The following is a 19,027-nucleotide window of genomic DNA, read 5'->3' on the forward strand; positions in this document are numbered from 1 at the left end:
CGCCATGACCATCGCACCGGACGGCCCCCGGCAGCGCGCTTCCCACCTGTACCGGGCCATGCGGGATGCCGTTCAGTCGATGGATGACGCCCTCCCGGGGAAATTCGAGATCACCAAGGAAGGGATCGTTCACGACATGCTGTCGCCGGGTGGACCGCACGAGGTCACGGCCGCGCACGTCAGCCGTCGCTTGGAGAAGGCGATGCCGGACGAGCTGCTGGCCCATACCGGCACACCGGACGTGGAGGACGAGCCCGAGGCGATTCTGCGACACCCCGACGTCGTGGTGATCGCCTGGGAAGACCTCGATGCCGAAGGCTCCATCGACCCCCGTACCGTCCTCGCCGCCATCGAGATCGTCTCCCGCTCGAACCCGGACAACGACTGGGTGGGGAAGGTCCGCGACTACGCCCTGATGGGCATCCCCGTCTACGCGGTCTTCGACCCGCGCACCGGCACCGGCGCCGTCTTCACGGACATCCACCCCACCCCTTCCGGCCCGCGCTACGCCACCCGGAAGGACTTCGTCTACGGCGAGGACGTGACGATCGCCGACTGGACGATCCCGACCCAGGGCCTGCCGCTCTACGGACAGACGACATGAGCAGCCAGGCCCCCACGGCCACGAGTTGATCCCGTCCAGCCCGTTTACAGCCGCCGGCTCTCCAGCGGCCCCAGGTACAGCTCCGGAAGCCCGCCCGTGTCGATCAGCAGTCGCTGGACCACCACCGTCGGGTCGACCATCCAGAACCTGAGACGGTGGACGCCTGGCTTCGTCACGGAGTGGCGTGTCGCCGTGGCGTTGATGTTGTCCGACGTGTGGCGGGCCCACACCGTGTTCAGCGCGCCGTCGTCCGCGCCCTCGGTGATGTCCACCGTCCGGATCGGGCCGTCGTCCAGGGAGATGCCGTAGCGCAGGCCCTGGACACCGGGGAGGGCCGGGTTGCGGGGCGACAGGTGGGCCCAGACCGTCACCTCGCCGGGGGCGGACAGCAGCGTCACCTCGTACTCCAGGTGGGGGGTGGAGCCCCCGGGGGTCCGGCGGGGAGCCGTCACCGGCCAGGGGGTCATGCCCGCGCCCGTGCGGCCGATGCCGTCGATGCGGCGCCACCGGCCGACCGCACGGTCATAGTGCTCGGCGTCGATCGCGACGTAACCGCCCGCCTCCACGAAGCCCCGCGCCCGCACGCCCGACGGTCGCTCCGCCACGCAGCGGACCGCGACCGAGGCGCCCGCGCCGCGCACCGTCAGGGTCGCCTCCGCGCGCCCCTTGGGTGCCCGGGACCAGTCCACCTCCACCTCCAGGCGGACCTGCTTCTCCACCCGGCCGCGCGGGCGGTCCACCCGCAGCCACGGGGCCGAGACCGACACCTCGTAGGGGAACGGCGTACGGCCCCGGTTGAAGATCTCCACGTACTGGCGGGGCCGGGTCTGGTACGGGCTGAACGGCGGCAGGACGGCCTCCCCCGACGCGCCGCCGGGCCACCACTCGCCCTTGTCCTCCGCCCCGTCCACCGACACGCCCAGTTCCGCCGCCTCGGGCACCTCGATGCGCCGCACCGCCGGGAAGAGCACGTCGGGTATGGCCACGTTGTCCTTCTCCGGCTGCTGCCACGGCGCGTTCGGGCCGTAGCGGTCGACGTCGCCGTAGTCGATGTGCGGCTGGGTCTGGAAGCCCCGCCACTTCCCGTTCGCGACGCGCGAGTTGAAGCGGTCGGCGAGGGCGAAGTCGCGGTCGAGGCCCGCCTCCGCCTGCGCCGCGCGGTCGTTCGCCGCGGCCCGGCCCTGCGCCGCGTACAGCAGGTTGGTGAACTCCGCCTGCCGCAGCTCGTACAGGTTCGCGGTCGCCGTCACCTCGTAACCGGCCAGTTCGAACCACGCGTCCCGCAGCCGCTCCGGCAGCCTGCGCTCGACGCGTTCGGCGCGGCGGCCCAGCTCCCGCCACTCCTCGGTGACCCGCTCCAGCTCCCGGTGCGCGAAGTAGTACGGGGTCTGCTGGTCGTCGTAGACGGTCCGGTCCCCGGACAGGGTGATCCGGCGGTTCAGCAGCTCCGGTTTCCGGCGGGCCTGGAGCCGGCCGTACTCCGCCAGCAGCGACGCGATCTCCGCCGCCTGCGCCTCGCCGAAGTTCTGCGCCGCGTAGCGCTCCTCCCACTCGCCGAGGCGCTCCAGGGGCAGGCGGTCCGGGTCCCAGGCGTAGTTCAGGAAGAACTCCGTCGGAAGTTCGTTGCCCTTCAGGTCGCCGACGTTGACCACCCACAGGCCGTGGTTGCCGTAGGCGTGCGCCTGGTGGAGCTGCTCCCAGACGTTGCGGAGGTTCGCGGTGTCGACCCACTTGTAGTTGCGGCCCGCGCCGACGTAGTCGAAGTGGTAGTACAGCCCGTAGCCGCCGGCGCGGGGGCCGTCCGGGTGCTTGCGGATGTTGCCCCAGTTGTCGTCCGTGAGGACCACGGTGACGTCGTCGGGGGCGCGCAGGCCCCGGTCCCAGTAGCGCTGCACCTCCTTGTAGAGGGTCCACACCTGGGGGGTCTCGGCCGCCGGCCGCCCGGTCACCTCCTCGATGATGCGGCGCTGGTCGGCGATGATCTCCTGCATCAGCTCGATGCCGTCGCCGTCGGGCAGGCTGGTGTCGCCGTTGCCGCGCATGCCGAGGGTCACGACGCCCTCGAAGCCCTCGTCGACCATCCGCTGGATGCCGGCCCGCCAGTACGCGCGGATGGCCTCCGGGTTGCGGCGGTACGACCACTCGCCCGTGCCCCCGTAGGGGTCGGACCCCGAGCCCGCGTGCCGGTTCCACTCCTCGATGCCGCGCATCATCGGCGCCTCGTGGGAGGTGCCCATGACGATCCCGTACTGGGCGGCCCTGCGGTGGTTCTCCGGGTCGTCCTCGGCGAAGGCCCGGCCCCACACCGCCGGCCAGAGGTAGTTGCCCTTCAGGCGCAGCAGGACCTCGAAGACCTTCGCGTAGAAGTCGGCCGTGAAGCCGTTGGGGAAGCCCGGTGCCTTTCCGGGGCCGAAGTAGGCCGGGGCCCAGGTGCCGAGCGCCGGGTTCTCGTCGTTGACGAAGACGCCCCGGTACTTCACCGCCGGGGTCCCCTGGGTGAAGCGGCCGGGCTTCACCCAGACCGCCTCGCGCCGCGTCGGAGGCACGTCGTCCCACCAGTGCCAGGGCGAGACGCCGATGCCGTACGAGACGTCGTACGCGCCGAAGATCGTGCCCCGCGGATCGCTGCCCGCGATGACGAACGCCCGCTCCACCCCGGGCATCGGGTGGTCCACGACCGTCTGGAGCGAGGTCTCCCACCGGCCGCGCACGCCGGTCACGTCGAGCTTGCCGGACCGGATCAGGCCGTCGATCAGCGGGCTGCGGCCGATCGTGCCGACCAGCACCGGGAAGCGGCCGATCGTCGTACCCGGACGCACGCCGGTCACCCGCGCGAGGTCGTCCCGCAGGTCCCCCGCCACCCGTACGACTCCGGGGTGATCGTCCTGGCTGACCACCACCGGCGCGCCGACCAGGGAGAACGCCCCGCCCGTGAACGAGATGTACGACCCCGGGTCCGTCACCCGCAGCCCTCCCCCGGCACCGGCCCCGGACACGGATCCGGACTCCGATCCGGACGCGGCCCCCGCCACCGGTCCCGACACGGTGGCCAGTCCGGCGCCCAGCACCGTCCCGCCCAGAACCGTCCTACGGCTGACGTGCGCAGACGACATACGGCACTCCTCCACTTCCCCACGCGTCCCTATTTGCTCAGCGGCATGACAAATAGTGGGCGAGGCGACGGCACCGGGGAACGGGTCGGACGCACCGAATAGTTTCGAGGCCCGCGCGGTAGTGGGACGGCGGCAGCCGGAGCTGGCGCCCGCTGGAGGACGCCGGCCGCACCGGGCCGATGTTCCAGGGACCGTCCGGGCGAAGTGGGCTGAACTTCGGCCGCGGGTATTGCATGCAGATCTACGGATGCGAGGTGTCGTACGACCACCCGCCGCTGACCAACATGCAGTGAACCGCCCCGGAAAAGCAGAGGAGGCCCGTACGACCGGAGTCGTACGGGCCTCCCCTCAGGTCAGGTGCTGACCCTCAAGCAAGCGGAACTTACTTGACGATCTTGGTGACCTGGCCGGCGCCCACGGTGCGGCCACCCTCACGGATGGCGAACTTCAGGCCCTCTTCCATGGCGACGGGCTGGATGAGCTCCACCTTCATCTCGGTGTTGTCACCCGGCATGACCATCTCGGTGCCCTCGGGGAGGGTCACCACGCCGGTCACGTCCGTCGTGCGGAAGTAGAACTGCGGACGGTAGTTGTTGAAGAACGGCGTGTGGCGGCCACCCTCGTCCTTGGACAGGATGTAGGCCTGCGCCTCGAACTCGGTGTGCGGGGTGACCGAGCCCGGCTTGATGATGACCTGGCCGCGCTCGACGTCCTCGCGCTTGATGCCACGGAGGAGCAGACCGACGTTCTCACCGGCCTGGCCCTCGTCGAGCAGCTTGCGGAACATCTCGATGCCGGTGACCGTGGTGGTGGTCTTCTCGGTCTTGATGCCGATGATGTCGACGGTCTCGTTGACCTTGAGGACACCACGCTCGATACGGCCGGTGACGACCGTACCGCGACCGGTGATGGTGAAGACGTCCTCGATCGGCATGAGGAACGGCTTGTCGACGTCGCGCTCCGGCTGCGGGATGGCGGTGTCGACGGCGTTCATCAGGTTGAGGACGGAGTCCACCCACTCCTGCTCGCCCTCGAGGGCCTTGAGCGCGGAGACCTTGACGACCGGAACGTCGTCGCCGGGGAACTCGTACTCGGAGAGGAGCTCACGGACCTCGAGCTCGACGAGCTCCAGGATCTCCTCGTCGTCCACCATGTCGGCCTTGTTCAGGGCGACGACGATGTACGGAACGCCGACCTGGCGGGCCAGGAGCACGTGCTCCTTGGTCTGCGGCATCGGGCCGTCGGTGGCGGCGACCACCAGGATCGCGCCGTCCATCTGCGCGGCACCGGTGATCATGTTCTTGATGTAGTCCGCGTGACCCGGGCAGTCGACGTGGGCGTAGTGACGCGCCTCGGTCTGGTACTCGACGTGCGCGATGGAGATGGTGATACCGCGCTGACGCTCCTCGGGCGCCTTGTCGATGTTGTCGAACGGGGTGGCCTCGTTCAGGTCCGGGTACGCGTCGTGCAGCACCTTGGTAATGGCGGCCGTGAGGGTCGTCTTACCGTGGTCGATGTGACCGATGGTGCCGATGTTGACGTGCGGCTTAGTCCGCTCGAACTTCGCCTTCGCCACTGGGGTCCTCCTGTGGAGTGGTTCTGTACGCCTTACTTCATCGGCGCCAGGTGATCTTTGCTGTAAAGGCCCGGAACCCGGGGCAAACGCTCACGATTGCGGACGTTTGCCCCTGGAGGCTCCGGAGTCAAGCCTACGGCGTGTTAACGCGGTGCGTTACTCGCCCTTGGCCTTCGCGATGATCTCCTCGGCGACGTTCCGCGGAACCTCGGCGTAGGAGTCGAACTGCATCGAGTAGCTTGCGCGACCCGACGTCTTGCTGCGGAGGTCGCCGACGTAGCCGAACATCTCCGACAGGGGCACGAGGCCCTTCACGACGCGGGCACCAGCCCGCTCCTCCATGGCCTGGATCTGGCCACGGCGGGAGTTGATGTCGCCGATGACCTCGCCCATGTAGTCCTCGGGCGTGGTGACCTCGACGGCCATCATCGGCTCGAGCAGCACGGGGCTGGCCTTGCGCGCGGCCTCCTTGAAGGCCTGCGAACCGGCGATCTTGAAGGCGAGCTCGGAGGAGTCGACCTCGTGGTAGGCACCGTCGTGGAGGATGACACGGACACCGGTCATCTCGTAGCCGGCGAGGATGCCGAACTGCATGGCCTCCTGCGCACCGGCGTCCACCGAAGGGATGTACTCCTTCGGGATGCGGCCACCGGTCACCTTGTTCACGAACTCGTACGAGACGTCGCCGCCCTCGAGGGGCTCGATGCCGATCTGCACCTTCGCGAACTGACCGGTACCACCGGTCTGCTTCTTGTGGGTGTAGTCGACGCGCTCGACGGCCTTGCGGATCGTCTCGCGGTAGGCCACCTGCGGCTTGCCGACGTTGGCCTCGACCTTGAACTCGCGCTTCATGCGGTCCACGAGGACCTCGAGGTGAAGCTCGCCCATACCGCCGATGACGGTCTGGCCGGTCTCCTCGTTGGTGTGCACCTGGAAGGAGGGGTCCTCCTCCGCGAGACGCTGGATGGCGACACCCAGCTTCTCCTGGTCACCCTTGGACTTGGGCTCGATCGCGACCTCGATGACCGGCGCCGGGAAGTCCATGGACTCCAGGATCACCGGGTTCTTCTCGTCGCAGAGCGTCTCACCGGTGGTGGTCTGCTTCAGGCCCATGACGGCGACGATGTCGCCGGCGCCCACCGACTCGATCTCCTCACGCTTGTTCGCGTGCATGCGGTAGATCTTGCCGATGCGCTCCTTGCGGCCCTTGACGGAGTTCAGCACGGCGGTGCCGGACTCCAGGCGGCCGGAGTACACGCGGACGAAGGTGAGCTTGCCGAGGTGCGGGTCGCTCATGATCTTGAACGCCAGCGCCGACAGCGGCTCCTCGTCGGACGGCTTGCGCTTGACGACCTCGTCCGCGTTGTTGACCGCGTGGCCCTCGATGGCCTCGATGTCGACCGGGGACGGCAGGTAGCGCACGACCGCGTCGAGCAGGGGCTGGACGCCCTTGTTCTTGAACGCGGTACCGCAGAACACCGGGGTCACCGTGGTGCCGGTGCCCTTGCCGGAGGCGATGGTGATACGACGGATCGCGGCGTACAGCTGCTCCACGGAGGGCTCCTCGCCCTCCAGGTACAGCTCCATGATCTCTTCGTCGTTCTCGGCCACGGCCTCGAGCAGCTTGCCGCGCCACTCCTCGGCAGCCTCGGTGTGGGTGTCCGGGATGTCGACGATGTCGTACATCTCGCCCTTGGTGGCCTCGGCGGACCAGACGAACGCCTTCATCGTCACCAGGTCGACGACACCCTTGAAGTCCGCCTCGGCGCCGATCGGCAGCTGCATGACCAGCGGCTGCGCACCCAGACGGTCGGTGATCATGTCGACACAGCGGTGGAACTCGGCACCGGTGCGGTCGAGCTTGTTGACGAAGCAGATGCGCGGAACGCCGTAGCGGTCCGCCTGACGCCACACGGTCTCGGACTGCGGCTCAACGCCGGCGACACCGTCGAACACCGTCACGGCACCGTCGAGCACACGCAGGGAGCGCTCCACCTCGACGGTGAAGTCGACGTGACCCGGGGTGTCGATGATGTTGATGGTGTGGTCGACGTTCTCCAGCGGCCAGTGGCAGGTGGTGGCAGCAGAGGTGATCGTGATGCCACGCTCCTGCTCCTGCTCCATCCAGTCCATGGTGGCAGCGCCGTCGTGGACCTCACCGATCTTGTAAGACACACCGGTGTAGAACAGGATCCGCTCGGTGGTGGTCGTCTTGCCCGCGTCGATGTGGGCCATGATCCCGATGTTCCGGACCCTGGCCAGGTCAAGTGAAGTGGTAGCCATAAGGCTTCAGTCTTCTCTCGGTCTCGATGTGGGTAGCGACTACCAGCGGTAGTGCGCGAAGGCCTTGTTGGACTCGGCCATCTTGTGGGTGTCCTCGCGCTTCTTCACGGCCGCACCGAGGCCGTTGGAGGCATCGAGAAGCTCGTTGAGGAGACGCTCGGTCATGGTCTTCTCGCGACGGGCGCGGGAGTAACCGACCAGCCAGCGCAGCGCCAGCGTGTTGGCGCGGCCGGGCTTGACCTCGACCGGCACCTGGTAGGTGGCGCCACCGACACGGCGGGACTTGACCTCGAGGGTCGGCTTGATGTTCTCAAGAGCGCGCTTGAGCGTGATGACCGGGTCGTTGCCGGTCTTCTCGCGCAGGCCCTCCATGGCGCCGTAGACGATGCGCTCGGCGGTGGAGCGCTTGCCGTTCAGCAGCACCTTGTTGATCAGGCTGGTCACCAGAGGAGAGCCGTAGACCGGGTCGATGATGACCGGGCGCTTCGGGGCGGGGCCCTTACGAGGCATTCTTACTTCTCCTTCTTGGCGCCGTAACGGCTGCGAGCCTGCTTGCGGTTCTTGACACCCTGGGTGTCGAGCGAGCCGCGGATGATCTTGTAGCGAACACCCGGCAGGTCCTTCACACGGCCGCCGCGCACGAGCACGATGGAGTGCTCCTGCAGGTTGTGTCCCTCACCCGGAATGTAAGCGGTGACCTCGATGCCGCTGGTCAGACGCACACGCGCGACCTTGCGGAGGGCCGAGTTCGGCTTCTTCGGGGTGGTCGTGAACACACGCGTGCAGACGCCGCGACGCTGGGGGGAACCCTCGAGTGCGGGCGTCTTGTTCTTTTCGACCTTGTCCTGCCGGCCCTTGCGGACCAGCTGCTGGATCGTAGGCACTACTTCTCCGGTTTCTGTGTGCCGATGGGTACAGCTAACCTGGAACGTCGCCGACCCACGCGGTCGGGTGTGTCGAACCCGCGGGACTCCCGCCGCAAGACGGGAAGAAGCGCAGATTACGGTGGCCGCTCATGACTCGCCGTACGGTTCACAGGCACGCACAGGAGCCAGGGCACACCCCAGGCACAAGGTCTGAGCGTACCTACCTCATTCGCTGCGGTCAAAACAAATGGGGTCCACGCCAACCGGCCAGGCCCGGGGTGTGCCCACCGTCACTTCTCCGGGAGCTTCAGGTGGCGGCGGATCAGCCGGACGTCCTCTCGGTCCTTCGGCCGGTCGAGCCTTTCCTTCCAGGCCAGGACGTCGCCCAGCGGGGAGAAGGGGATCCCCTGCACCCATTCGACGGCCGCGATCATCGCGTCCGGCTCCGGGGAGCCCGGGAGCCAGCGGTCGAACACCTCTATGCGACCGTCGAAGAGCGGCACCAGGCAGCCGTACCGGGACAGCGGCACCACGGGATCCCCGAGCCGCAGTACGGCTTTCCACGCGTCGCCCCGGGCGACGATGTCGAGATCGCGTTCCACGTTGCGCAGTCCGTGCGCGAGAAGGGGGCCGCTGCCCGCCACGACGTAGTCCTCCGCTGGCAGCGCCAGCGAGCACAGCTCACGAATCAGGGGGTGCTCGGACAGTTCCAAGGCATCTCCCGCCCTAGAGGACAGACAGTCCGGCCGCCGGCCGCGCCGCCGTGCCCATGGCCACTGCCGCCATGACACTGGCCAGAGTACCGATCGGGAAGTATCCGGACGCCTACTTGCCGTGTTCCGTGCCCGGAGCCCCGACGAGAGACTTGGCCGCGGCACCGGCGCGGCGGCCGGCCTTCCGATCGCCGGCCCGCCGCTGTGGGTCTCGTGGCCGCGGACCGCCCGGGAGCCCTCCTCCAGTGCCTCTGCCGGCCGCCGCGCGGGCGCTCTCCACCAGGTCCAGGAACACGGCAGCCACCCTGCCGCCGGCGGTCCAGGCCGCCAGGAGCAACCCGGTCGCGGTGGCGACCCCCGCGCCGAGTCGGCGCACCGGGCGTCCGGGACCACCGCGGGCCGATCGGGGAATCCCAGGCAAGGGCCGGAGGATCGCCCCCACAGCGGCCTGAGCGGCGGCACAGAGCGCCGCCCGGGATCGCGACGCGGTGCGGTCCGTCGCCCGGACCATACCGCCCGGACACGCCGAAGGGCGGCCACCCCAACGGAGTGGCCGCCCTTCAGGCTGCTCGCTTACTGGTTGTACGGACCGTAGTCGTAGTCCTCCAGCGGGACGGCCTGGCCGGAGCCGGTGCCGAACGGCGAGTAGTCGATGTCGTCGTAGCCGACGGCCGAGTACATCGCGGCCTTGGCCTCCTCGGTCGGCTCGACCCGGATGTTGCGGTAGCGGGACAGACCCGTACCGGCCGGGATGAGCTTACCGATGATGACGTTCTCCTTGAGGCCGATGAGGCTGTCGGACTTGGCGTTGATCGCCGCGTCCGTCAGGACTCGGGTCGTCTCCTGGAAGGAGGCGGCCGACAGCCAGGATTCCGTCGCCAGCGAGGCCTTGGTGATACCCATCAGCTGCGGACGACCGGAGGCCGGGTGACCGCCCTCCTGGACCACACGACGGTTCTCCTGCTCGAAGCGGGAGCGCTCGACCAGCTCGCCGGGCAGCAGCTCGGCGTCGCCGGACTCGATGATCGTCACGCGGCGCAGCATCTGCCGGATGATGATCTCGATGTGCTTGTCGTGGATCGACACACCCTGCGAGTTGTAGACCTTCTGGACCTCGCCGACCAGGTGGACCTGGACGGCACGCTGGCCCAGGATGCGCAGCACGTCGTGCGGGTTGGTGGCACCCACGGTGAGCTGCTGGCCCACCTCGACGTGGTCGCCCTCGCGGACCAGGACCTTGGCACGCTTCGAGATCGGGTAGGCCGTCTCGTCGCTGCCGTCGTCCGGGGTGACGACGATCTTCTTGGTCTTCTCGGTCTCCTCGATGCGGACGCGGCCGCTCGCCTCGGAGATCGGGGCGACACCCTTCGGGGTACGGGCCTCGAAGAGCTCGACGACACGCGGCAGACCCTGGGTGATGTCGTCACCGGCCACACCACCGGTGTGGAAGGTACGCATCGTCAGCTGGGTACCGGGCTCACCGATGGACTGGGCGGCGATGATGCCGACCGCCTCACCGATGTCGACCAGCTTGCCGGTGGCGAGCGAACGGCCGTAGCACATCGCGCAGGTGCCGACGGCGGACTCGCAGGTCAGGACCGAGCGGGTCTTGACCTCCTCGACGCCGCGGGAGACCAGTTCCTCGATGAGGACGTCGCCCAGGTCGGTGCCGGCCGGGGCCAGCACCTGGCCCTCGACCACGATGTCCTCGGCGAGGCAGCGCGCGTACACGGACGTCTCGACGTCGTCCGCCTTGCGCAGCACGCCGTCCGCGCCACGCTCCGCGATCTTGAGCTTGAGACCGCGCTCGGTGCCGCAGTCCTCCTCGCGGATGATGACGTCCTGCGAGACGTCCACCAGACGACGGGTGAGGTAACCCGAGTCGGCGGTACGCAGGGCGGTGTCCGCCAGACCCTTACGGGCACCGTGCGTGGAGATGAAGTACTCCAGCACGGACAGGCCCTCACGGAACGACGCCTTGATGGGACGCGGGATCGTCTCGTTCTTGGCGTTCGACACCAGACCGCGCATACCGGCGATCTGCCGCATCTGCATCATGTTTCCTCGGGCACCCGAGTCAACCATCATGAAGATGGGGTTCGTCTTGGGGAAGTTCTCGTTCATCGCCTCGGCGACCTCGTTGGTCGCCTTGGTCCAGATCGCGATGAGCTCCTGAGTGCGCTCTTCCTTGGTGATCAGACCGCGCTCGTACTGCTTCTGGACCTTCTCGTCCTGCGCCTCGTAGCCGCGGACGATCTCCTTCTTCGCCTCGGGAACGACGACGTCGGAGATGGCCACGGTGACACCGGAACGGGTCGCCCAGTAGAAGCCGGCCGCCTTCAGGTTGTCGAGCGTCGCCGCCACGATGACCTTGGGGTAGCGCTCGGCCAGGTCGTTGACGATCTCGGAGAGCTGCTTCTTGCCCACCGAGTAGTCGACGAACGGGTAGTCCTCGGGCAGCAGCTCGTTGAAGAGCGCGCGGCCCAGGGTGGTGCGCAGGCGGAACGAGTCACCCTGCTGCCACTCGGGCTCGCCCTCCTCGCGGGCCGGCGGCGTCCAGCCCCGCGGCGGGATGGTGCCCACCGGGAAGCGGATGTCGATCTGCGACTGCAGCGCCAGCTCGCCGGCGTCGAACGCCATGATCGCCTCGGCCGTGGAACCGAACGCGCGGCCCTCGCCCTTGGTGTCACGCAGCTCGCCGTCGGTGGTGAGGAAGAACAGACCGAGGACCATGTCCTGGGTCGGCATCGTCACCGGACGGCCGTCGGCCGGCTTGAGGATGTTGTTCGAGGACAGCATCAGGATGCGGGCCTCGGCCTGCGCCTCCGCGGACAGCGGCAGGTGCACGGCCATCTGGTCACCGTCGAAGTCCGCGTTGAACGCGGTGCACACGAGCGGGTGGATCTGGATGGCCTTGCCCTCGACCAGCTGCGGCTCGAAGGCCTGGATGCCGAGGCGGTGCAGGGTGGGAGCACGGTTCAGCAGCACCGGGTGCTCGGCGATGACCTCTTCGAGGACGTCGTACACGACCGTGCGGCCGCGCTCCACCATGCGCTTGGCGCTCTTGATGTTCTGCGCGTGGTTCAGGTCGACCAGGCGCTTCATCACGAACGGCTTGAACAGCTCCAGCGCCATCGCCTTGGGCAGACCGCACTGGTGCAGCTTCAGCTGCGGGCCGACGACGATGACGGAACGCGCCGAGTAGTCGACACGCTTGCCGAGCAGGTTCTGACGGAATCGGCCCTGCTTGCCCTTCAGCATGTCGCTGAGGGACTTCAGCGGACGGTTGCCGGGGCCCGTGACCGGGCGGCCACGACGGCCGTTGTCGAAGAGCGCGTCCACGGCCTCCTGGAGCATGCGCTTCTCGTTGTTCACGATGATCTCGGGCGCGCCGAGGTCGAGAAGCCGCTTCAGGCGGTTGTTGCGGTTGATGACACGGCGGTACAGGTCGTTCAGGTCGGAGGTCGCGAAGCGGCCACCGTCCAGCTGCACCATCGGACGCAGGTCCGGCGGGATGACCGGGACGCAGTCCAGGACCATGCCCTTGGGGCTGTTGGAGGTCTGCAGGAACGCGGAGACGACCTTCAGCCGCTTCAGGGCACGGGTCTTCTTCTGGCCCTTGCCGGTGCGGATGATCTCGCGGAGCTTCTCGGCCTCCTCCTCGAGGTCGAAGGACTCCAGGCGCTTCTGCAGCGCGGCGGCGCCCATCGAGCCGTCGAAGTAGGTGCCGAAGCGGTCGCGCAGCTCGCGGTAGAGCAGCTCGTCGCCCTCCAGGTCCTGGACCTTGAGGTTCTTGAACCGGTTCCACACCTCGTCGAGGCGGTCGATCTCGCGCTGCGCACGGTCGCGCAGCTGCTTCATCTCGCGCTCGGCACCCTCGCGCACCTTGCGGCGCACGTCGGCCTTGGCGCCCTCGGCCTCCAGCTCGGCCAGGTCGGTCTCGAGCTTCTTGGCGCGGGCCTCGAGGTCGGCGTCGCGGCGGTTCTCGATCTGCTGGCGCTCGACGGAGACGTGCGCCTCCAGGGAGGGCAGGTCGCGGGTGCGGCGCTCCTCGTCGACGTACGTGATCATGTACGCCGCGAAGTAGATGACCTTCTCGAGGTCCTTCGGCGCCAGGTCCAGCAGGTAGCCGAGGCGCGAGGGGACACCCTTGAAGTACCAGATGTGGGTGACGGGGGCGGCCAGCTCGATGTGGCCCATCCGCTCACGGCGCACCTTGGCGCGCGTGACCTCGACGCCACAGCGCTCGCAGATGATGCCCTTGAAGCGGACGCGCTTGTACTTGCCGCAGTAGCACTCCCAGTCCCGGGTCGGACCGAAGATCTTCTCGCAGAAGAGTCCGTCCTTTTCGGGCTTCAGGGTGCGGTAGTTGATGGTCTCGGGCTTCTTGACCTCGCCGTGGCTCCACTGACGGATGTCGTCAGCGGTGGCCAGGCCGATCCGGAGCTCGTCGAAGAAGTTGACGTCGAGCACTATGCGTCAATCCCTCTCAGGGTCGAAAGTCTGTGGTCTGTACGGGGGCCTGGGGGTCGGCGGGGCCCCTGGTCGGTCAGGGGACCCGCCGGACTCCCGTCAGACCTCTTCGACGCTGCTCGGCTCGCGCCGGGACAGGTCGATACCGAGCTCCTCCGCGGCGCGGAAGACGTCCTCGTCGGTGTCGCGCATCTCGATGGACATACCGTCGCTCGACAGCACCTCCACGTTCAGGCAGAGCGACTGCATCTCCTTGATGAGCACCTTGAAGGACTCGGGGATGCCGGGCTCGGGGATGTTCTCGCCCTTGACGATGGCCTCGTAGACCTTCACGCGGCCGGTGACGTCGTCGGACTTGATGGTCAGCAGCTCCTGGAGCGCGTAGGCGGCGCCGTACGCCTCGAGTGCCCACACCTCCATCTCGCCGAACCGCTGGCCACCGAACTGCGCCTTACCACCCAGCGGCTGCTGGGTGATCATCGAGTACGGACCGGTCGAGCGGGCGTGCAGCTTGTCGTCGACCAGGTGGTGCAGCTTCAGGATGTACATGTAGCCGACCGAGATCGGGTCCGGGAACGGCTCACCGCTACGGCCGTCGAACAGCCGCGCCTTGCCGGTCGGGAGCACCATGCGCTCGCCGTCGCGGTTCGGGATGGTGTGCTGCAGCAGACCCGCCAGCTCGTCCTCGCGGGCACCGTCGAAGACCGGGGTGGCGACGTTGGTGCGCGGGGCGACCTGGTCGGCACCGATGGCCTGCAGGCGCTGGGCCCACTCGTCGGCGAGGCCGGACACGTCCCAGCCGCGGCTGGCGAGCCAGCCGAGGTGGATCTCCAGGACCTGTCCCGGGTTCATTCGGGACGGCACGCCCAGCGGGTTCAGGATGATGTCGACCGGGGTGCCGTCCTCCAGGAACGGCATGTCCTCGATCGGCAGGATCTTGGAGATGACACCCTTGTTGCCGTGCCGGCCGGCGAGCTTGTCACCGTCGGTGATCTTGCGCTTCTGCGCGACGTAGACGCGGACCAGCTGGTTCACGCCCGGCGGCAGCTCGTCGCCCTCCTCGCGGTCGAAGACGCGCACGCCGATGACCTTGCCGGTCTCGCCGTGCGGCACCTTCAGCGAGGTGTCACGGACCTCACGGGCCTTCTCACCGAAGATCGCGCGCAGCAGGCGCTCCTCGGGGGTCAGCTCGGTCTCACCCTTCGGGGTGACCTTGCCGACGAGGATGTCGCCGGCGATGACCTCGGCGCCGATGCGGATGATGCCGCGCTCGTCGAGGTCGGCGAGGACCTCCTCGGAGACGTTCGGGATGTCCCGGGTGATCTCCTCGGGGCCGAGCTTGGTGTCACGGGCGTCGACCTCGTGCTCCTCGATGTGGATCGAGGAGAGGACGTCGTCCTGCACGAGGCGCTGCGACAGGATGATCGCGTCCTCGTAGTTGTGACCCTCCCACGGCATGAACGCCACGAGCAGGTTCTTGCCGAGGGCCATCTCGCCGTTCTCGGTGGCCGGACCGTCGGCGAGGACCTGGCCCTCGATGACGCGGTCGCCCTCGTTGACGATGACCTTCTGGTTGACCGAGGTGCCCTGGTTGGACCGGGCGAACTTGGCCAGGCGGTACGTGATGTACGTGCCGTCGTCGTTGGCGGTGGTGATGTAGTCCGCGGAGACCTCCTGGACCACACCCGCCTTCTCGGCCTTGACGACGTCGCCGGCGTCGACGGCGGAGCGGTACTCCATGCCGGTGCCGACGAGCGGGGCCTCCGACTTAATCAGCGGCACGGCCTGGCGCATCATGTTCGCGCCCATGAGGGCGCGGTTGGCGTCGTCGTGCTCGAGGAAGGGGATCATGGCGGTCGCGACCGACACCATCTGGCGCGGCGAGACGTCCATGTAGTCCACGTCCTCGGGGCCGACGTAGTCGACCTCGCCGCCGCGGCGGCGGACGAGCACGCGGCTCTCCTCGAACCGGAGGTCGCTGGTCAGCGGCGCGTTGGCCTGCGCGATGACGAAGCGGTCCTCCTCGTCGGCGGTCAGGTAGTCCACCTCGTCGGTGACCTGGCCGTCGATGACCTTGCGGTACGGGGTCTCGACGAAACCGAACGCGTTGACCCGGCCGTAGGAGGCGAGCGAGCCGATCAGACCGATGTTCGGGCCTTCGGGCGTCTCGATCGGACACATGCGGCCGTAGTGCGAGGGGTGCACGTCACGGACCTCGAAGCCGGCCCGCTCACGGGACAGACCGCCGGGGCCGAGCGCCGACAGACGGCGCTTGTGCGTCAGCCCGGACAGCGGGTTGTTCTGGTCCATGAACTGCGACAGCTGGCTGGTGCCGAAGAACTCCTTGATGGAGGCGACGACCGGCCGGATGTTGATCAGGGTCTGCGGCGTGATCGCCTCGACGTCCTGGGTCGTCATGCGCTCGCGCACGACGCGCTCCATACGGGCCAGACCCGTGCGGACCTGGTTCTGGATCAGCTCGCCGACGCTGCGCAGGCGCCGGTTGCCGAAGTGGTCGATGTCGTCGGTCTCGACGACGACCGTCTCGCCGTTGTCACCGGTGGTCTCGGTCTCGCCGGCGTGCAGCTTCACCAGGTACTTGATCGTCGAGATGATGTCCTCGACGGTCAGGATGCCCGCGTCCAGCGGGGTGTCCGTACCCAGCTTCTTGTTGACCTTGTAGCGGCCGACCTTGGCGAGGTCGTAGCGCTTCGGGTTGAAGTAGAGGTTCTCCAGCAGCGTCTGCGCGGCCTCGCGCGTGGGGGGCTCGCCCGGGCGCAGCTTGCGGTAGATGTCGAGCAGCGCGTCGTCCTGGCCCTGGGTGTGGTCCTTCTCCAGGGTGGCGCGCATCGACTCGTAGTCGCCGAACTCCTCGAGGATCTGCTCGGTGGTCCAGCCGAGCGCCTTCAGCAGTACGGTGACCGACTGCTTGCGCTTGCGGTCGATGCGGACACCGACCATGTCGCGCTTGTCGATCTCCATCTCCAGCCAGGCACCCCGGGACGGGATGATCTTGGCGGAGAAGATGTCCTTGTCGGATGTCTTGTCGATGGAGGAGTCGAAGTAGACACCGGGGGAACGGACCAGCTGCGACACCACGACACGCTCGGTGCCGTTGATGACGAAAGTGCCCTTGTTCGTCATGAGCGGGAAGTCGCCCATGAAGACGGTCTGGGACTTGATCTCGCCGGTCTCGTTGTTGGTGAACTCGGCGGTGACGAAGAGCGGGGCGGCGTACGTGAAGTCGCGCTCCTTGCACTCGTCGATCGAGTTCTTCGGCGGCTCGAAGCGGTGGTCCCGGAACGTCAGCGACATCGACCCGGAGAAGTCCTCGATCGGGGAGATCTCCTCGAAGATCTCCTCCAGACCGGACTTGGTGGGGACGTCCTGACCGTTCTCCAGAGCCTCCTCGACCCGAGTCTGCCAGGCGGTGTTGCCGAGCAGCCAGTCAAAGCTCTCGGTCTGCAGCGCGAGCAGGTTCGGAACCTCGAGGGGCTCCTTGATCTTTGCAAAGGAGATGCGCAGCGGGGCGGTGCTGGCGCCGTTGTTCGTATTCGCGGTCGAGGCAGTGCGCGAGGCGGCCAAGAGGGGGTCCTTCCGAGGGCTCGGACTCACTACGCGCGTACCGGTCCCTCTCCTGCACACAGGGACGGAAACCCCAGGTCGGGGGGGATCGGTCGACTGTGCTCAAGTGAGGGCAGACCCCTGGTGACGGGCAGGGGACAGCTAACAGGCAGCGCAAAGGGTCAGTGTAGCCACTTGGCACACTGATGTCCAGCTCGGGTTCTCGAAGACCCTCGTTGTGCTCAACGCCCTCTTCAACGTCCTCGGCATGCCTGCTCTCAACGCACGTTGATACTGCCCTCTTCGCCGTCGATCCATGCCTCGGATTCGGATCCTTGTGACGACGCGTCCTGAGAATTGCGCGCTGCGTGCCGTTCGTCAAGGGCTCCTGGCCGGAACCGGGACATCGGGAGACACGACGAAGATCACCTTACCCCGCACGAACACAGGTGCAAGGCGGCCCTCGCCGGGCCCGGGGAACGCCGAAGGGCGACCACCCGGATGGATGATCGCCCTTCGGTGCGTTCGCGTTACAGGAGCCCTAGCGGGCCGCTGTGGCGGTCGCGAAGGTCTTACTTGACCTCGACGGAGGCACCGGCGCCCTTGAGGGCCTCGGCGGCCTTGTCGGCGGCCTCCTTGTTGACCTTCTCGAGGACCGGCTTCGGGGTGCCGTCGACGAGGTCCTTGGCCTCCTTCAGGCCCAGGGAGGTCAGCTCACGCACGACCTTGATGACCTGGATCTTCTTGTCGCCGGCGCCGGTGAGGATGACGTCGAACTCGTCCTTCTCCTCCTCGGCCTCGGCGGCGGCGCCACCAGCGGCACCACCGGCGACGACGACCGGCGCGGCGGCGGCGGCGGTAACGTCGAACTTCTCCTCGAACGCCTTCACGAACTCGGCGAGCTGGATCAGGGTCATGCCCTCGAACTCGGCGAGCAGTTCGTCCTGGGTGAGAGCCATGATGGCTTTCCTTCCACTAAATCGGCAGGTGCCGGATGTACTGGGTGTGGCGGGCGTACGTCGGCCCGCTGCGACCCGCGCCGGTGGCGCGGATCAAGAAGCGAGCCGAATTACTCGGCACCGCCCTGCTCGGCCTGCTTGGCGCGCAGCGCGTCCACGGTGCGGACGAGCTTCGACGGGAGCGCCTGGAAGAGCGAGGCAGCCTGGGACTGCTTGCCCTTCATGGCGCCCGCCAGCTTGGCGAGCAGAACCTCGCGGGACTCGAGGTCCGCAAGCTTCTTGATCTCGTCGGCGGACAGCGCCTTGCCGTCAAGGACACCGCCCTTGATGACGAGATCGGGGTTCTCCTTGGCGAAGTCACGCAGACCCTTCGCCGACTCCACCGGGTCACCGGTGACGAAGGCGACGGCCGTCGGGCCAGCGAAGAGCTGGTCCTCCAGCGTGATCCCGGCCTCCTTGGCCGCAATCTTGGTCAGCGTGTTCTTCACCACGGCGTACTGGGCGTTCTCACCGAGCGACCGGCGCAGCGTCTTGAGCTGCGCCACGGTGAGACCGCGGTACTCGGTCAGCACGGCGGCGTTGGAGCTGCGGAACTTGTCCGTCAGCTCCGCAACCGCGGCAGCCTTGTCGGGCCTCGCCATAGAGCCTCGGCCTCCTTCCGGGTGATTCGGACCGCGCGGACCCGAAGGAGGACTGGGGAAACGAAACGCCCCGGCGCAGGCGCACGGGGCGGACTCGACCGGCCGCACACGCGCTCGGCGCGCGCACTCCGGGAGTTCTTCCACATTCACCTGCGCGGGTCGCCCACTTTTCAGCGGATCCTTCGGCCACCGCACCCTCATTCGAGCGCACGGCAACGACCAGCGGTCTTTGGCT

Annotated in this window: 11 protein-coding genes; 1 reads left to right on the plus strand and 10 read right to left on the minus strand. The window is 67.8% G+C overall.

Features of this window, described 5'->3' with window-relative positions; all coding sequences use genetic code 11:
* The first annotated feature begins 4 nt into the window (after window positions 1-4).
* Window positions 5-604: a Uma2 family endonuclease gene (locus ACZ63H_RS00900; RefSeq protein WP_469860825.1), complete on the plus strand. Its 600-nt coding sequence runs from the start codon at window positions 5-7 to the stop codon at window positions 602-604.
* Window positions 605-648: 44 nt separating this feature from the next.
* Here ACZ63H_RS00900 and ACZ63H_RS00905 read toward each other — a convergent pair whose 3' ends face one another.
* The 10 genes from ACZ63H_RS00905 to rplJ all read right to left on the minus strand — a co-directional run bounded on the left by ACZ63H_RS00905 (window position 649) and on the right by rplJ (window position 18,792).
* Entirely contained in the window at window positions 649-3,717 is a 3,069-nt protein-coding gene (locus ACZ63H_RS00905) for a glycosyl hydrolase 115 family protein (protein WP_469860826.1), read from the minus strand.
* 382 nt (window positions 3,718-4,099) lie between these two features.
* Window positions 4,100-5,293 carry an elongation factor Tu gene (gene tuf, locus ACZ63H_RS00910; protein ID WP_467932558.1) on the minus strand — a complete coding sequence of 398 codons (1,194 nt, stop codon included), beginning with the start codon at window positions 5,291-5,293 and terminating at the stop codon, window positions 4,100-4,102.
* 156 nt (window positions 5,294-5,449) lie between these two features.
* Window positions 5,450-7,576, minus strand: a complete 2,127-nt coding sequence (gene fusA / locus ACZ63H_RS00915; RefSeq protein ID WP_467932559.1) for an elongation factor G — start codon at window positions 7,574-7,576, stop codon at window positions 5,450-5,452.
* A 39-nt stretch (window positions 7,577-7,615) separates the two neighbouring features.
* On the minus strand, window positions 7,616-8,086 hold the full coding sequence (gene rpsG, locus ACZ63H_RS00920; RefSeq protein WP_003998848.1) for a 30S ribosomal protein S7: 471 nt from the start codon (window positions 8,084-8,086) through the stop codon (window positions 7,616-7,618).
* A gap of 2 nt (window positions 8,087-8,088) precedes the next feature.
* Entirely contained in the window at window positions 8,089-8,460 is a 372-nt protein-coding gene (rpsL, locus tag ACZ63H_RS00925) for a 30S ribosomal protein S12 (RefSeq protein ID WP_003948652.1), read from the minus strand.
* A 272-nt stretch (window positions 8,461-8,732) separates the two neighbouring features.
* Window positions 8,733-9,155 carry a hypothetical protein gene (locus ACZ63H_RS00930; RefSeq protein ID WP_469860829.1) on the minus strand — a complete coding sequence of 141 codons (423 nt, stop codon included), beginning with the start codon at window positions 9,153-9,155 and terminating at the stop codon, window positions 8,733-8,735.
* A gap of 573 nt (window positions 9,156-9,728) precedes the next feature.
* The gene (locus ACZ63H_RS00935) at window positions 9,729-13,628 is read right to left on the minus strand and encodes a DNA-directed RNA polymerase subunit beta' (RefSeq protein WP_467932566.1); all 3,900 of its coding nucleotides are present in this window, start codon (window positions 13,626-13,628) and stop codon (window positions 9,729-9,731) included.
* A 99-nt stretch (window positions 13,629-13,727) separates the two neighbouring features.
* On the minus strand, window positions 13,728-17,213 hold the full coding sequence (rpoB, locus tag ACZ63H_RS00940; protein ID WP_469860831.1) for a DNA-directed RNA polymerase subunit beta: 3,486 nt from the start codon (window positions 17,211-17,213) through the stop codon (window positions 13,728-13,730).
* Between the two features lie 551 nt (window positions 17,214-17,764).
* Window positions 17,765-18,151, minus strand: a complete 387-nt coding sequence (gene rplL / locus ACZ63H_RS00945; protein WP_469860833.1) for a 50S ribosomal protein L7/L12 — start codon at window positions 18,149-18,151, stop codon at window positions 17,765-17,767.
* A 110-nt stretch (window positions 18,152-18,261) separates the two neighbouring features.
* Window positions 18,262-18,792 (minus strand): 50S ribosomal protein L10, encoded by a 531-nt coding sequence (gene rplJ, locus ACZ63H_RS00950; RefSeq protein ID WP_467932568.1) that lies wholly within the window; start codon window positions 18,790-18,792, stop codon window positions 18,262-18,264.
* Between the last annotated feature and the right edge of the window lie 235 nt (window positions 18,793-19,027).

It is taken from the genome of Streptomyces sp. NPDC104831 (assembly GCF_055583025.1).

What these genes read in the sequence shown, in the direction of transcription:
- ACZ63H_RS00900 (WP_469860825.1), top strand. Translation starts at nt 5, where the DNA reads ATGACCATCGCACCGGACGGCCCCCGGCAGCGCGCTTCCCACCTGTAC.
- ACZ63H_RS00905 (WP_469860826.1), bottom strand. Translation starts at nt 3,717, where the DNA reads ATGTCGTCTGCGCACGTCAGCCGTAGGACGGTTCTGGGCGGGACGGTG.
- fusA (WP_467932559.1), bottom strand. Translation starts at nt 7,576, where the DNA reads ATGGCTACCACTTCACTTGACCTGGCCAGGGTCCGGAACATCGGGATC.
- rpsG (WP_003998848.1), bottom strand. Translation starts at nt 8,086, where the DNA reads ATGCCTCGTAAGGGCCCCGCCCCGAAGCGCCCGGTCATCATCGACCCG.
- rplL (WP_469860833.1), bottom strand. Translation starts at nt 18,151, where the DNA reads ATGGCTCTCACCCAGGACGAACTGCTCGCCGAGTTCGAGGGCATGACC.
- rplJ (WP_467932568.1), bottom strand. Translation starts at nt 18,792, where the DNA reads ATGGCGAGGCCCGACAAGGCTGCCGCGGTTGCGGAGCTGACGGACAAG.